We start from the raw sequence: 15,672 nt of genomic DNA on the forward strand, positions 1-15,672 counted from the left end.
ACTTATAACTCTCAAAAAACATACCCGCTAATTGATTTTAGCGAGCTTTATTAAATTCACCAGCCGCTTTCACAAAGCCCGCAAACAATGGGTGGCCATCACGCGGGGTAGATGTGAACTCGGGGTGGAATTGTGCCGCCACAAACCAAGGGTGGTCTGGGTTTTCAATAATTTCTACCAATTTTTTATCGGAGGAAAGACCGGTAACCTGCAAGCCTTTTGCAGTTATTTTAGGCAGTAAAGTATTATTTACTTCGTAACGGTGACGATGGCGCTCATAAATCTCCAAGCTACCGTATAGTTCAGCCACTTTAGAGCCTTCAGTTAAATGACATAACTGTGCTCCCAAACGCATAGTGCCGCCCAAATCAGAATCTTCACTACGGGTTTCTAACTTACCGTCTTCGTCAATCCATTCGGTGATCAAACCTACTACAGGGTATTTAGACTTCGCGTCAAACTCACTTGAGTGAGCGCCTTTTAGGCCAGCCACATTACGGGCGTATTCAATTAACGCCACTTGCATGCCTAAACAAATACCAAGGTAAGGAACCTTGTTTTCACGAGCATACTGAGCAGCCAAAATTTTGCCCTCTACACCGCGCTCGCCAAAACCACCAGGTACTAGAATAGCGTCTAGATCCTTAAGGATGTCCGTCCCCTTAAGCTCAAGATCTTGGGAATCCACATATTGAATCTTCACACTTAAGCGATTCTTTAAACCACCATGCTTAAGCGCTTCGTTGACCGACTTGTAAGCATCCGGTAATTCAACATATTTACCCACCATACCAATTACGATTTCGTTGGTTGGGTTGGCTTCTTCATAAATCACTTGTTCCCATTCACTTAGGTCAGCTTCAGGGCAATCAATAGCAAAACGCTCGGTCACTAGGGCGTCTAGGCCTTGTGAACGAAGCAACGCTGGAATTTTGTAAATACTGTCGACATCTTTAAGAGAAATAACCGCACGGTCAGGCACATTGGTAAACAAAGCAATTTTAGCGCGTTCGTTTGCTGGAATAGCACGGTCGCTACGACAGATAAGAATGTCAGGTTGAATACCAATAGAACGTAGCTCTTTCACCGAGTGCTGAGTCGGTTTAGTTTTCACTTCTCCGGCTGCGCCAAGGAAAGGCACCAAGGTAAGGTGCATATACATAGCGCGTTCGCGACCAATTTCAGTGCCGAGTTGGCGAATCGCTTCTAAAAAAGGTTGAGACTCGATATCACCCACGGTGCCGCCAATCTCTACGATGGCCACATCAACCCCCTCTCCACCGGCTACAATGCGCTCTTTAATGGCATTAGTGATATGAGGAATAACCTGAATCGTTGCACCTAAGTAATCACCACGACGCTCTTTACGTAATACATCTTCATAAACCCGACCCGTTGTGAAGTTGTTACGTTTAGTCATTTTGTTACGAATAAAACGCTCGTAGTGACCTAAATCGAGGTCTGTTTCAGCGCCATCTTCAGTTACAAATACTTCGCCGTGTTGGATCGGGCTCATGGTGCCTGGATCAACGTTGATATAAGGGTCTAGCTTCATAATGGTCACATTAAGACCACGAGCTTCAAGGATGGCGGCCAACGATGCTGCGGCAATACCTTTACCCAAAGAGGAGACTACGCCTCCAGTGACGAAAATGTACTTTGTTGTCATGTCTAACCTGAGAAGTTGGATGTGTTAAGGGCGTATCTGCGATACTTGGACGGGGGCATAGTATAGCAAAGCCTCTTTAACACCACAATCGATGTCACTGTAACAAGACTAAGATTTAGCGGTTTTGTTGTAAATCAATTTTTGTAATTTTCTTTCACTTTATCCCAAAGCAAATCCATTTCTTCTAAGCTCATTTGCTCAAGAGACTTACCGGAAAGTGCTGCTAACTGCTCCACAGCTTGAAAGCGCTGAGTGAATTTCTGATTAGCTTGGCGTAATAAATCTTCTGCATCAAACTGCGTGACTCGCGCTAAATTTACGCAAGAAAACAACAAATCACCAATTTCTTCAGCCAGATTTTGCCTATCCCCCGCAGCCAAGGCCTGCTGTACTTCTTCTAGCTCTTCTTGAATTTTGTCTAATACCGGTTCAACGCAGGGCCAGTCAAAGCCCACATGAGCACAACGCTTTTGTAGCTTTTGCGCACGACTAAGAGCAGGCAGCGCCAAGGGAACATCGGCCAATACGCTATTGCTAGTCAGTTTTTTACTGGCCCGCTCTTCAGCTTTTAACTGCTCCCAGTTTCGGCCTATAGCGGCTTCGTCGGCAAAGCTCTGTTCGGCAAACACATGAGGATGGCGCCGGATCAGCTTTTCACAAATCCCTTCGATAACATCACTAAATTCAAAGCGTGCTTGCTCCTTGGCAAACTGGGCATAAAACACCACTTGAAATAACAAATCCCCCAACTCTAGACGCACTTGCGAAAAGTCATCCTCGGCCAGCGCTTGCTCTATCGCATCGGCTAACTCGTAAGCCTCTTCAATGGTATGAGGAACAATACTTTGCCAATGTTGTTTTTGATCCCAAGGGCAACCTTGTTGTGGATCACGCAGTCTTTGCATTATCGCCAACAAGGTATCGATAGTATAAGGGCGGCTAAACATGAAGATCGGTTGTCCTATTAACGTAAGCGACGTGCTTCAATAATATGATTGAGCTGGTTAATTTTACTCAATACGCGGGTTAAGGTTTCTAAGTTATAGACTTCTACCTCCATATCGATGGTAGCAGTTTGGCTTTTCACATCGGAGTGGCTTTGCATCCCTAGTACATTCACTTTGTCATTGGCCAACACGGTGGTAATATCGCGTAATAATCCGCTACGATCATTGGCAATGATACGAATGGTCAGGTTATATCCACCGGCGAAATCCTCACCCCATACGGCATCAATAACCCGCTCTGGCGCGCGGCTCTCTAGCTCATTGAGTTGTTCACAATCAACACTATGAATGGAAATACCGCGCCCCTGAGTAATGAAACCTTTGATGTCATCACCCGGGATCGGCTGACAGCAACGGGCAATGTGCGTCATTAAGTTACCTACACCATCCACCACTATCGAGTCTTTAGCACGTTTCTTCTTCTGCCCATGATGTTCAGCTTTTTTGGTGATGGTTTCTAGCGCTTGACGGTCTTGCTCCTCTGCACTGGGCTTATGTAAGGTGGCTTGCAAGTGATGGATCAGCTGACTGAGTTTGACATCCCCTGCCCCTACTGCGGCAAGCAAATCATCAACATGTTTAACATTGAAGCGTTCAACGCACAGCTCAACATCACTAAGCTTAAAACCATGTCGATTCAGTTCAGCTTCCAACAAATCCTTACCGGCAGCTTGGTTCTTGTCTTTGTCTTGTTTCTTAAACCATGTGGCAATTTTGTTTCTAGCCCGCGAAGACTTCACATACCCCAAATTGGGGTTTAACCAATCTCGGCTGGGGCTAGACTCTTTTTGGGTAATAATTTCAACTTGTTCGCCAGTACGCAGCTGGTAAGTAAAGGGCACAATTCTGCCCCCCACTTTGGCCCCAATACAGCGGTGACCCACTTGGCTATGTACGTAATAAGCAAAGTCTAAAGGCGTAGAACCAGCAGGAAGGTCGATAACCTCACCACTGGGGGTAAATACATAAACTCGGTCATCAAATACTTGGGAACGCAGTTCTTCGAGCATAGCGCCGTTTTCGGCAATGTCATCTTGCCAAGCTAATAACTTGCGTAACCAAGCGATCTTATCTTCAAAATCGCTACGACCACTGCTGCCACCTTCTTTATATTTCCAGTGTGCCGCCACCCCCAGCTCAGATTCTTCATGCATCTGCTTGGTACGTATTTGCACTTCAATGGCCTTACCTTCTGGGCCTATCACCACGGTATGAATGGACTGATAGCCATTGGGCTTGGGGTTAGCTACGTAATCATCAAATTCGCTGGGGATGTGGTGCCAAGAGGTATGCACTATACCAAGAATGGCGTAGCAATCTTGCAGCTTTTCGGCCACGATACGAATAGCGCGCACATCAAATAGCTTATCGAAGGACAGATCCTTCTTCTGCATTTTTCGCCATATGCTATAGATATGCTTGGGTCGGCCATAAACTTCCGCTTTAATATTGGCGTCGGCAATATCTTGCTGAAGTTTACTCACGAAATCTTCAATGTACTGGGTGCGTGCTAAGCGCTTTTCATCTAATTGTTTGGCAATTTGCTTATAGGTTTCGGGATGCAGGTAGCGGAAGGTAAAATCTTCTAACTCCCACTTTAATTGCCCAATACCTAAACGGTTGGCTAAAGGTGCATAAATATCTTGGCTTTCTTTGGCCGCCAAGACTCTGATGTCTTCTTCTTCGTTTTTAACTTCGCGTAAGTAACAAATTCGCTCAGCCAGCTTAATGACAATGGCACGAACATCGCCAACCATTGCCAGTAACATACGTCTTACGTTGTCAATTTGCGCTGAAGATAAGGTTCTGTTTTTACCAGTACGCAGCGCTTTCATCGCATCCATTTGCGCGGCATCAAACTGCAACTTAATCACTTCATCGGAAAATTGTTGGCCTAACTTATCTTTAGTTAATAGGCCCTGCTCAACAAAGGGAAATAACAAAGCCGCTTCTAGGGTGGGTAAATCCATATTTAAAGTAACCAGGATTTCCACCATCTCCTTGCCTTTGCTTAAACAACGATGAATGCTTTGTTTATCCGCATCTAAGGCTCGGTAATAGTTACAGGCAGCAAACAGATGCTGTTGATCCTCTACAGCGATATCTAGGCTCGCGACCCACTGACTTTCATCGAATAGTAGTTGTTGATTAAGATGAGTTTCTCTAACCGAGACCATACAACTCTGTTCCTTTATATCTATGACAAGCGGTAAAGCAATGAATCATTTAGCGCTCAAACAAGGCCATGGTTTCAATGTGCTCAGTATGAGCAAACATATCCACCAGCGCTAATTTAGTGAAACGGTAACCCGCTTGTTTCATTTCTCTTGCATCTCGAGCAAGCGTAGCAGGATTGCATGAGACATATACTACGGTGCTTGGACTAAGCTTGGCAACCTGTGTAATCGCTTGTTTTGCACCTGCGCGAGCTGGGTCTAATAACACTTTATTGATCTTAAAGTCGTGCCAAAACTGAGCGGTTTCTGGCTGCTCTAGGTCACCACTAAATGCAGCAACATTAGTTAAACCATTACGCTTTGCATTGTAACTTAACTGCTGAGCCATTTCTTTCAATCCCTCAACGGCTACCACCTGTTTTACTTGCTGCGCAATCGCCAAACTAAAGTTTCCAATTCCAGAATACAGATCTAACACACAATCATCGGCTTGCAGGTCTAACCAATCCAGCGCTGTGCTAACTAAGCACTGATTCATTTGAGCATTCACTTGAATGAAATTACCTGGGCTAAAAGCAAGGCTTAGTTGCTGCTCGTTAAGCGAGTAATAACTCTCTTCCCCACACAACCATGTTTGCTGTTCCTGCTCGGCCAATACCATGGCGAGCGCATGAGCTTGGGAAAAATCTAGCAATTGCTGACGATATTTATCACTCAAGACTTGAGTCAGCCTAATTCGGCATACCGGCTGCGGCTGACAGGCGATTAACTCGATATGACCTAAGGCCACCTTTTTCGGCCAAGCTGAAACCAGCGCTTGCAAGGGCGCAATCAGCGCCGACAATTGAGCGTCCAACACTAAACAGCTATCTACCGCGACTAAACTTTTACTGGCTTTTTGGCGAAAGCCCAATTGCCAACCGGTGTTTTTATCAAACCAAGAACTTAAACGGCAGACTCGGCGGTAGGCCCACTCGCTGCCAGATAAGGTTTCTATTTCAGGAAGCTCCACATAGCCAGAAAGACGTGATAACAAGGCTGTTACCGCTTGTTGCTTATAGTGACGCTGAGCTTGTACTGATAAATGCTGAGCACTGCAGCCACCACAACGTTGATAAAAACCACAGGCTGGCTCAATCCGCTCTGGCGATGAGCTCAAACGTTTTAATAATTTTGCCGGGCCTGACTTGCCACTGGGCAAAACATCCACCCGCTCGCCGGGCAATACGCCATCAACAAAATAAGTTTGTCCTTGGCATTTCACCACTCCTTTTAAATGATGGTCTAAGTCGAGAACTTGCTGATCTCGCAAGGCCTTGATCGTGGTGGATTTAGCTTTAGCTTTAAAAAATTGCGCCATAGAAGAGACTTATTTAATCGTTGAATACAAAAAGGAACGGGCTTATGTCATCATAAGCGGTTGGAACCATGTCATTTTCCCATAAGAAACGTTTATGACCAAATATGGCTTACGCGCCCGCGTCTATATTCTCACTATTATACCTACTCTGGTCGTAGGTATCTTGTTAGCGAGCTATTTCACCTTTAATCGAAATCAACAGCTCGACAACTTTGTTATTGAACAAGGGGTTAACGTTATTGAGCCGCTAGCCATTGCCGCCGAAATTGGTCTTAGCCGTTACAATCGTGAAAAAGTGAAAGCACTAATTAGCGTGACCCATCGTAAGATGTCACCCTTAATTAAAAGTATTGCCGTATATGACAAACACAACCAATTGTTTGTTACCAGCAACTATCATCGTAATATTCGCTTATTGCAGAGCGACCCTAAACTGCCCTTGCCACAATCCACTCAAGTAGAGATCTATCCAGACAGAATCATCCTACGTGCGCCAATCTGGGCTGAAGCCGAAGGAAGCTTTGCCGCCTTTAGCGACGGCAAACCCGAGCTACTGGGTTACATCTCGATGCAGTACAACAAAGACCGAGCCTTATTACTGCAGTTTAGAGATACCACCGTAGCCCTATTTATTGTGTTGTTTGGGGTATTGATCAGCGTTTTGTTTGCATTTCAGTTGAGTAAGCACGTCACCCAACCGATTACCAACATGGTGAAAATTGTTGATAGGATCCGCCAAGGTCGCTTAGATGCGCGAGTGGAAGGCAGTTATACCGGGGAATTAGGCTTGCTCAAACATGGTATTAACTCCATGGCCAAATCTTTGGCCGAATATCATGAGGAAATGCACCAGAGTATTGACCAAGCCACCAGTGACTTGCGCGAAACCTTAGAGCAAATCGAAATCCAAAACATTGAATTAGATATTGCCAAAAAAGAAGCTCAGCAAGGCGCTAAAGCTAAATCGGAATTCTTAGCCAACATGAGCCACGAGCTACGTACACCGCTTAACGGTGTGATAGGTTTTGCTCGCCAACTATTAAAAACACCACTCAATAACAATCAGGCAGACTACCTGTTAACCATTGAAAAATCGGCCAATAACTTACTGGCCATCATCAATGACATCTTGGATTTTTCAAAGTTAGAAGCCGGTAAACTAAAATTAGAGCGGATTGAATTTAACTTTCGCGACACCATTAATGATGTGGTGACCCTACTCGCGCCTAGCGCTCAGGATAAGCACCTCGAGCTCAACCTGCTGATTGACCCAGACGTGCCAGAAGGCCTGCGCGGTGACCCACTCCGCTTACAGCAGATATTCACCAACTTGTTAGGTAATGCGATTAAATTCACCCATCAAGGTGAAATCACCGTTAGCATTACGCTAGTGAAAAAACAAGGCCAGCAAGTGGTACTGAATGCCAGCGTTCAAGATTCCGGCATTGGCATCTCTAAAGAACAACAAGCCCAGCTATTCCAAGCATTTAAACAAGCCGATACCAGTATCAACCGAGAGTACGGTGGCACCGGCCTTGGTCTGGTGATCACCCAAAAACTGGTTCAGCAAATGGGCGGCGACATTACGCTTGAGTCTGAGCCTGAACAAGGTTCTAGCTTTAGCTTCGATGTTCATTTAGAACTCGCCAACATGGTATTAGGCGCACCACTGCCGCTCAATGCGCTCCGTAAGCTCTCACTGCTGAGCTATGAGCCTCACCACCTGAGTCAAAAAGTGATTAACGGTCTGGCCCAACAGTGGCAGCTCAACTTACAAAGCGTGTCAGATCAGCAGCAATGGCAACAAGCCTTAGCTGAGTTTAATGGCACAGCAGTAATTGGCCACAGTGATTGGAACTCGTTAGAGCCGCTTTACCAAAAAATTACAGAAGCCAAACAAAAACAATTGGAAGTGATTGTATTAGTTAATTCTAGCGATCCAGACGTACATCAAGCCATTATTGATGCTGGAGCTAAATATTGCCTCAGCAAACCGCTTAACCATCGTAAATTCGCTCAGGCCTTAGTGGATGACTTACAAGAAGATGTACGAGTGATTTCTCCCATCTCGCGCGCCTCCAGAGTGAAATTACAACTTAAGGTGCTGGCTGTGGACGACAATGCGGCCAACCTTAAGCTAATTTCGGCCATGCTTAACGAGTTAGTGAGTCAGGTAGATACTTGCAGCAACGGCTTGGAAGCGATAACCAAGGCGGAAGAGCAACATTACGACTTAATCTTAATGGACATTCAAATGCCAATTTTGGATGGCATTAGTGCCACCCAAAAAATCCGTAAACAGAGTCGTAATCAGCAAACCCCGATTATAGCGGTCACCGCCCATGCCCTAGCCGGAGAAAAAGAACAGCTACTGGCACAAGGCGTAGACGACTATCTGGCTAAACCGATTGATGAATCCTCTTTAGAGAAGTTAATCCATCGCTGGCAACCCAACGCTAAGCAGCTCACAACTAACAACAAAGGGCTTACCGCAAAACCCAGCACAAGCCTTGAGTTTGAAAATAGCAGCCTGTCTTGGAAGCTCGCCATGCAACGCGCCAATAATAATCAAAGCCTAGCCTTGGATATGTTTGGCATGCTGCAAGAAAGCTTTGATGAAATTGAGCCGGCGATTCAACAGCTGTTGAATCAACAACTCGATGTGGATGAATTTGTATTGATAATTCATCGCTTTAGAGGGGCTGCGCCTATAGCGGCTGTCAGCGTCTAGAAGATTTATCAGCCACCATTGAAGATAGCTTGCGCCAAGCTCATCAGGTGACTGAGATAGAGCCAGAATTATTAGAGCTAAGCGACGAAATAGATAAAGTCAAACAGGCCGCCAAGCAACTCTATCAACAACTCGCTGAGAGTTAAGCCGCTAATTTAAATAAAAAAAGCCGCTATTGCGGCTTTTTTTGTATCACTTAAGGCTTATATGTCTTGCTGGGCCTGTTGTTCCTTTAAGAAACGACCGGTTAAGACTTGCCCGCGATTACGTTTACAATACCAATTGTAAAAAGGGTAGCTCACCAAACCAAACAAGGCGGTGACCAAAGCATTACTGAAGGGAGAAATAACCATTGGCAATAAGGCTTGAAAAATATTGCCCCCTTGCATCACGGTAAAAATCAATAAAGCAAAGCCGGCTATCACACCAACGCCAAACCCCACCAAAGCTAATAACTTCATTAAACCAAACAGGTCTAACTGAACTCGATACTGTTCAATCAATTTACTACTCCAAGTTAGCGTTCTAATATCACGGTCGCCACCGCATACTCACGCTCATCACTAATACTAATGAACTGGTTTTTCACGCCCAGTTGCTGCGCTAACGCTAAGGCCGCGCCGCTAAATACTAACTCTGGTTTACCTTGCTCATTATTGCCAATTTCAATTTGCTGAAAACCAATACCTTTAGCAATACCGGTACCCAGAGCCTTCGCCGCCGCTTCTTTAGCAGCAAAACGCTTTGCTAAAAAGCGGGCGGGTTCAGCCATGTTCTCAAAACGTTGCAGTTCAGCAACGGTTAATACTCGCTTAGCTAAAGCCTGCATTTGCCGGCTACTGCTGATCCGAGAGAGCTGAATAATGTCTGTTCCCAAGCCCACTATAGCCATGGTTTAAGCGCAGCCCTTGCGCGCTTGTACCATAAGGGTTTTCATTTCACTGACCGCTTTATCCATACCCACCATCACTGCTCGAGCAATAATTGAGTGTCCAATATTTAATTCGATAATTTCTGGCAACGCAGCAATCGGCGACACATTATGATAGTGCAAACCGTGGCCTGCATTCACTTTTAAGCCTTTGTCGGCGGCGTAACTCGCAGCAGCGGCAATTTTTTTCAGCTCAGACTGCTGCTCTGCCTCGTTTTCTGCATCGGCATAGTGGCCGGTATGCAACTCAATGAAAGGAGCACCAGCAGCAATCGAAGCATCGATTTGATCGTAATCAGGGTCAATAAATAGGGAAACTTGAATCCCAGCCTCACTCAGCTTCGTGACTGCTTGAGTGATTTTTTCCACATGAGTGACCACATCCAAGCCACCTTCGGTAGTCAGCTCTTCACGTTTTTCAGGCACTAGACAGACAAAATGCGGTTGATGCTGGCAAGCAATCTCTACCATTTCATCAGTCACCGCCATTTCCAAGTTTAAGCGCGTTTGCACTGTTTGGCTCATCACCGCTACATCTCGGTCGATGATATGGCGACGATCTTCGCGTAAATGAATGGTTATCCCATCCGCGCCTGACAGCTCGGCAACACCCGCGGCCAGCACAGGATCAGGATAGCTCGTTCCGCGCGCTTGGCGCAGAGTGGCGATATGATCAACATTAACGCCTAATAATATATCACTCACGTGTTTTCCTTCTTCAATGGGGTCATCAGTTACCCCGATTGGTCGTTTTAACTTGATTAAATAATTTTCGGCTCTTCAGCTCTTTGCCATTTAATAGCTGAGCGATGGCAATGCGACAAAAGCGTTTAGCACATAATAAGTGTTCTGGTTGCTGCGGGTCAAAGTCCATCAGCATCTGCAAATCCAGATGACTAAACTCAACCCTAGCAGCATTTGCGCTACTCGCAACAAAACCCTGGTCCAGTTGGTACAGATAAGGCTGATGTTCGACTAAGGGCTCAGGTAGCGTGATGGCAAAACCTAATTCAGCCAACAGCAATAATTCAAACTCGCGTAAACAGGCCTCTAATGGTTGTTGCTTAGCTAAGGCCATTAAACTGTTTTGATATTGCTCATATAACACCGGATAAGGGTTGTTGTCTTCCAGTAAGTAGTAGAGCAACTCATTAAGATACAGCGCACTGTACAAGTAGTTACCAAACAATGGTAAAGCTAAGTTGGCGGCCTCGGCTTGCTTAAAATTACGCAAGCTGCCTCTCCCAGAAAATTCCACTAATAAGGGCACCCCTGGTTGCAATATGCCTCGCCACTTTGAATGCTTGGCTCTTGCTCCCCTCGCTACGGCGCTCACCTTACCATGTTCAAGAGTAAATAAATAAACCAGTAGACTGGTTTCTCTATAGGGCCGCGTATGCAATACGAAGGCGGGGCTTAAGGCCGCTTGGGGCAAGTTTACTCGTCTCCGTAACCAAGGCTACGTAAGGCTCGCTCATCATCAGCCCAGCCCGACTTCACTTTCACCCACATCTCTAGGAACACTTTGTTATCAAACAAGCGCTCCATATCTAGACGAGCTTCTTTACCAATGGTTTTAAGTTTTTCACCTTTATTGCCAATAATCATTCGCTTTTGACTAGGGCGCTCAACCAAAATCAAGGCATTGATCTGATAAACACCGTTTTCCTGCATCTTAAATTGCTCTATCTCCACCGTGGTGGAATAAGGCAACTCTTGGCCGGTAAAACGCATCAGCTTTTCACGAACAATTTCTGCCGCCATGAAACGCGATGAACGGTCGGTAATGTAATCTTCGGGAAAGAAGTGCACATTTTCCGGCAAACTTTGTTGTGCCCACTCGCGTAGCTGCTCGACATTTTTTCCGTGCTTAGCCGAGATCGGTAAAATATGAGAAAAGTCGAACTTGTCCTGCATCATCTGCATATGCGGGAATAACACTTCTTTTTCTTGAACGTTATCCACCTTATTGATAGCCAATACCACCGGCACTTTTAAATGGCGTAATTTACCTAATACCAACTCATCATCGGCGGTCCACTTGGTACCTTCAACCACAAAAATCACCATCGACACATCGCCCAAAGAACTAGTGGCAGCACGGTTCATTAAGCGGTTAATCGCCCGTTGCTCCTCAATATGCAACCCCGGTGTATCAACAAAGATGGTTTGATAAATATCGTCGGTATCTATGCCTAGTATACGGTGGCGAGTGGTTTGTGGCTTCTTAGAGGTAATGCTGACCTTTTGCCCTAGAATGGCATTTAATAAGGTCGATTTACCCACGTTGGGCCGCCCAACAATGGCCACAAAACCACAACGAGTATCATAATTCATAGCAAACGCTCCAGTACCAATTCGGCCGCTACTTGTTCAGCCTTACGACGGCTGGTGCTGGTGCCAACCAAGGGCTCGTCCAAACCTTCAACGTAACAGCTCACGGTAAATTGCTGGTTATGCGCCTCACCTTTAATTGCCACCACCTGATAATCAGGCAGTGCTTGTTTACGCGCTTGAAGGATTTCCTGCAAACGTGTTTTGGGATCTTTTTGACTCAGCCCAGGCTTAATGGTGTCTAAGCGTTGTTGATACCAAGTCAACAACATGGCCTTAACAGTATCGTTGCCACTGTCTAAATATACCGCGCCAATAATCGCCTCTACGGCGTCAGCTAAAATAGACTCACGGCGAAAACCGCCGCTTTTAAGCTCACCGGGGCCCAACTTAATGTATTCACCTAGCTCAAAACTACGGGCTAACTCAGCCAAAGTTTTACCTTTCACCAAGGTTGAACGCATTGGGCTTAAATCACCTTCTGACACCTCGGGAAAACGCCGATATAGTTCATCGGCAATCACCCAGCTAAGCACCGCATCGCCAAGAAACTCTAGGCGCTCGTTATGCACCCCTCCGGCGCTGCGATGGGTTAGGGCTAAATTCAATAAACTCTCGTCTTTGAAGGTATAACCAATTGCGCGTTGCAGTCGTTGTGGATTTACACTATTCATTATCTACCTACTAGTTGATTGCACCGATGCGATTAAAGCGCACACCCGTTGGTACCCATCCTGGTAAAATTGAATCTTCCCCACGCTCAAATTCAAAGCTGATCCATATCGCCACGGCCTTGCCAACTAAATTCTCTTCAGGCACAAAACCCCAGTAGCGACTATCGGTACTATTATCTCGGTTATCACCAAAGGCTAAATAGTGGCCGGCAGGCACAATCCACTCGTCTCGCTCGGTGCCCGCTTGCTGGTAAAAGTACTGCACTCTGTCTGGTGCTGCTGGATTAATCAGCACTTCGTGTGTCACATCGCCCAATTGCTCACGATACGTTTCCAAGGGCATAGACCCCTGTTTGAAACGTCCAGAGACTTCAAAGTCTAGTGGTACAGCGGCTAATTCAGGGCAAGGTTCAGCCTCACATTTAGGCTGAATAAACAGCTGCTTACCACGATAAATGATGCGATCGCCGGGTAAACCTACAACCCGTTTAATGTAATCGATACGAGTATCTTGCGGATACTTAAATACCACTACATCTCCGCGCTTAGGCGAACCCGTTTCCAGCAATGTACTGCGCGTCACCGGGTCTTTTAAACCGTAAGCAAACTTCTCCACCAAAATAAAATCGCCCACCAGCAGCGTGGGCATCATTGAACCCGATGGAATTTGAAAAGGCTCATAGATAAACGAACGTAATACCAACACAATGGCAATCACCGGAAATACCGAACGGCCATTCTCTACCCAACTTGGCGCACTGGTAATTTTTTGCTCAGCATCGCTGGGTAACTCACCACCAGCAGCCACTCGCGCATCTTCTAGCTTAAGGGCGCGTTGCTTTTCCCAGCGGAACTTATCCAATACCCAAATCACACCCGTGATAAGCGTTGCAATAACCAGTATTAGTGGAAATAGAGTTGCCATGTTAATCCTTACCTATGTGTAGTACGGCTAAAAACGCAGACTGAGGCACTTCCACGTTACCTACTTGCTTCATCCGTTTCTTACCTTCTTTCTGTTTCGCTAACAGCTTCTTCTTACGGCTCACATCGCCGCCATAACACTTGGCGATAACGTTTTTACGTAATTGTTTAACCGTTGAGCGGGCAATAATGTGCATGCCGATAGATGCTTGAATAGCAATATCAAACATCTGACGAGGGATCAGCTCCTTCATCTTATCTACCACTTGGCGACCACGGGTTTCAGAATGATCTTTGTGAGTAATTAGGGCTAAGGCATCCACTCGGTCGCCGTTAATCATAATATCCACCCGCACCATGTTGGCCGCTTGGAAGTGCTTAAAGTTGTAATCCAAAGAAGCATAACCACGGCTGGTTGATTTAAGCTTGTCGAAGAAATCCAATACCACTTCGGCCATCGGGATTTCATAAGTTAAAGCGACCTGTTTACCGTGATAAGCCATGTTCTTTTGCAAACCACGTTTTTCCACACACAGAGTAATTACATTACCTAGGTATTCTTGTGGTACCAAAATATTCACTTCGGCGATGGGTTCGCGAATTTCGGCGATGTTGTTGGTGGGCGGCAGCTTAGCTGGGCTATCCACGTAAATCACCTCACCATTGTTCATTTCCACTTCATAAATTACCGTGGGTGCCGTGGTAATCAAATCCAGATCGTATTCACGCTCTAAACGCTCCTGAATGATTTCCATGTGTAACATACCAAGGAAGCCACAGCGGAAACCAAAACCTAAAGCGGTTGAGTTTTCTGGCTCATAAAACAATGAGGCATCGTTGAGACTCAATTTAGCCAGCGCGTCACGGAAGTTTTCATACTCATCAGAACTGGTAGGGAACAAACCGGCATATACCTGCGGCTTGACCTTTTGAAAACCTGGTAAGGCTTTAGTTGCACCATTTTTCTGGGTGGTTAAGGTATCCCCCACTGGCGCACCCAAAATTTCTTTAATACCAGCAATCACGTAACCCACTTCGCCAGTTTTTAGAATGCCGGTATTAGTTTGCTTAGGTGTAAATATACCCACCTCATTTACCACATAGGACTGACCGGTGGACATTACCATCATTCGTTCGCCGGCTTTTAATTGACCATTTTTGATTCGCACCAAAGACACCACGCCTTGGTAGTTATCGAACCACGAGTCGATAATTAAGGCCTGTAGGGGCTCCTCTGATTCACCTTCTGGCGGCGGCACATCACGTACAATGGTTTCTAATACATCTTCAATGCCTAAGCCAGTTTTGGCCGAACATACGGTGGCATCGGTGGCATCGATGCCTACGATGTCTTCGATTTCTTCCGCTACGCGGTCGGGATCGGCTTGGGGTAAGTCGATTTTATTCAAAACCGGAATAACTTCTAAGTCCATTTCCATGGCGGTATAGCAGTTTGCTAGTGTTTGCGCTTCTACCCCTTGGGCTGCGTCAACTACCAGTAAAGCACCTTCACAAGCCGCCAATGAGCGCGAGACTTCGTAAGTGAAATCCACATGCCCAGGGGTATCAATAAAGTTAAGCTGATAGGTCTCACCGTCTTTGGCGGTGTAATCCAAGGTGACACTTTGTGCTTTAATGGTAATTCCGCGTTCACGTTCTAGATCCATCGAGTCTAAAACTTGCGCTTCCATTTCTCGGTTGCTTAATCCGCCACAATGTTGAATTAGCCGATCTGACAGGGTCGATTTGCCATGGTCAATATGAGCAATAATCGAGAAGTTACGAATGTTCTTATTTATCAAGATATTACCTTTGTAAAATCATCAATGAGCGAAGCAAAGCTCAGCTTTCTAAAAAATGCAGCA

At 45.7% G+C, this 15,672-nt stretch carries 13 protein-coding genes; 1 reads left to right on the top strand and 12 read right to left on the bottom strand.

Annotated features, from left to right (window positions below):
* Positions 1–37: 37 nt before the first annotated feature.
* From AR383_RS06235 to rlmD, 4 genes are all read right to left on the bottom strand, one after another.
* Positions 38–1,669, bottom strand: a complete 1,632-nt coding sequence (locus tag AR383_RS06235) for a CTP synthase (RefSeq protein ID WP_055732351.1) — start codon at positions 1,667–1,669, stop codon at positions 38–40.
* Between the two features lie 134 nt (positions 1,670–1,803).
* Positions 1,804–2,616, bottom strand: coding sequence for a nucleoside triphosphate pyrophosphohydrolase (mazG, locus tag AR383_RS06240; RefSeq protein ID WP_055732352.1), 813 nt, complete (start codon positions 2,614–2,616; stop codon positions 1,804–1,806).
* A gap of 17 nt (positions 2,617–2,633) precedes the next feature.
* Complete coding sequence (relA, locus tag AR383_RS06245; protein WP_055732353.1) at positions 2,634–4,853, bottom strand: GTP diphosphokinase; 2,220 nt, start codon at positions 4,851–4,853, stop codon at positions 2,634–2,636.
* Between the two features lie 49 nt (positions 4,854–4,902).
* A complete protein-coding gene (gene rlmD / locus AR383_RS06250) occupies positions 4,903–6,213 on the bottom strand; it encodes a 23S rRNA (uracil(1939)-C(5))-methyltransferase RlmD (protein WP_055732354.1) in 1,311 nt (436 codons plus the stop codon).
* A gap of 94 nt (positions 6,214–6,307) precedes the next feature.
* On the opposite strand from rlmD, the gene barA reads away from it, so the two are divergent.
* The gene (gene barA, locus AR383_RS06255) at positions 6,308–8,944 is read left to right on the top strand and encodes a two-component sensor histidine kinase BarA (protein ID WP_232304785.1); all 2,637 of its coding nucleotides are present in this window, start codon (positions 6,308–6,310) and stop codon (positions 8,942–8,944) included.
* 203 nt (positions 8,945–9,147) lie between these two features.
* Here the strand turns inward: barA and AR383_RS06260 are convergent, their stop codons facing one another.
* Genes AR383_RS06260 through lepA form a run of 8 tightly spaced genes read right to left on the bottom strand, consistent with a single transcriptional unit; the run spans position 9,148 to position 15,609 of the window.
* A complete protein-coding gene (locus AR383_RS06260; RefSeq protein WP_055732355.1) occupies positions 9,148–9,447 on the bottom strand; it encodes a hypothetical protein in 300 nt (99 codons plus the stop codon).
* Between the two features lie 14 nt (positions 9,448–9,461).
* Positions 9,462–9,836: a holo-ACP synthase gene (gene acpS, locus AR383_RS06265; RefSeq protein ID WP_055732356.1), complete on the bottom strand. Its 375-nt coding sequence runs from the start codon at positions 9,834–9,836 to the stop codon at positions 9,462–9,464.
* Between the two features lie 3 nt (positions 9,837–9,839).
* Complete coding sequence (gene pdxJ / locus AR383_RS06270; RefSeq protein ID WP_055732357.1) at positions 9,840–10,580, bottom strand: pyridoxine 5'-phosphate synthase; 741 nt, start codon at positions 10,578–10,580, stop codon at positions 9,840–9,842.
* A gap of 25 nt (positions 10,581–10,605) precedes the next feature.
* A complete protein-coding gene (gene recO / locus AR383_RS06275) occupies positions 10,606–11,310 on the bottom strand; it encodes a DNA repair protein RecO (RefSeq protein WP_055732358.1) in 705 nt (234 codons plus the stop codon).
* A 2-nt stretch (positions 11,311–11,312) separates the two neighbouring features.
* Positions 11,313–12,212, bottom strand: a complete 900-nt coding sequence (gene era, locus AR383_RS06280; RefSeq protein WP_055732359.1) for a GTPase Era — start codon at positions 12,210–12,212, stop codon at positions 11,313–11,315.
* On the bottom strand, positions 12,209–12,883 hold the full coding sequence (gene rnc / locus AR383_RS06285; protein ID WP_055732360.1) for a ribonuclease III: 675 nt from the start codon (positions 12,881–12,883) through the stop codon (positions 12,209–12,211). Before rnc ends, era begins: the two co-directional genes overlap by 4 nt.
* A gap of 10 nt (positions 12,884–12,893) precedes the next feature.
* Positions 12,894–13,808, bottom strand: coding sequence for a signal peptidase I (gene lepB, locus AR383_RS06290; RefSeq protein WP_055732361.1), 915 nt, complete (start codon positions 13,806–13,808; stop codon positions 12,894–12,896).
* Between the two features lies 1 nt (position 13,809).
* Positions 13,810–15,609 (bottom strand): translation elongation factor 4, encoded by a 1,800-nt coding sequence (gene lepA / locus AR383_RS06295; RefSeq protein ID WP_157051655.1) that lies wholly within the window; start codon positions 15,607–15,609, stop codon positions 13,810–13,812.
* Positions 15,610–15,672: the final 63 nt, after the last annotated feature.

The sequence above is a fragment of the Agarivorans gilvus genome, from assembly GCF_001420915.1.
In the GTDB taxonomy this organism is placed as follows: domain Bacteria; phylum Pseudomonadota; class Gammaproteobacteria; order Enterobacterales; family Celerinatantimonadaceae; genus Agarivorans; species Agarivorans gilvus.

Bases quoted from the DNA above. Each gene is read 5' to 3' on its own strand.
- AR383_RS06235 (WP_055732351.1), bottom strand. From the start codon at position 1,669: ATGACAACAAAGTACATTTTCGTCACTGGAGGCGTAGTCTCCTCTTTG.
- mazG (WP_055732352.1), bottom strand. From the start codon at position 2,616: ATGTTTAGCCGCCCTTATACTATCGATACCTTGTTGGCGATAATGCAA.
- relA (WP_055732353.1), bottom strand. From the start codon at position 4,853: ATGGTCTCGGTTAGAGAAACTCATCTTAATCAACAACTACTATTCGAT.
- rlmD (WP_055732354.1), bottom strand. From the start codon at position 6,213: ATGGCGCAATTTTTTAAAGCTAAAGCTAAATCCACCACGATCAAGGCC.
- barA (WP_232304785.1), top strand. From the start codon at position 6,308: ATGACCAAATATGGCTTACGCGCCCGCGTCTATATTCTCACTATTATA.
- acpS (WP_055732356.1), bottom strand. From the start codon at position 9,836: ATGGCTATAGTGGGCTTGGGAACAGACATTATTCAGCTCTCTCGGATC.
- era (WP_055732359.1), bottom strand. From the start codon at position 12,212: ATGAATTATGATACTCGTTGTGGTTTTGTGGCCATTGTTGGGCGGCCC.
- rnc (WP_055732360.1), bottom strand. From the start codon at position 12,883: ATGAATAGTGTAAATCCACAACGACTGCAACGCGCAATTGGTTATACC.
- lepB (WP_055732361.1), bottom strand. From the start codon at position 13,808: ATGGCAACTCTATTTCCACTAATACTGGTTATTGCAACGCTTATCACG.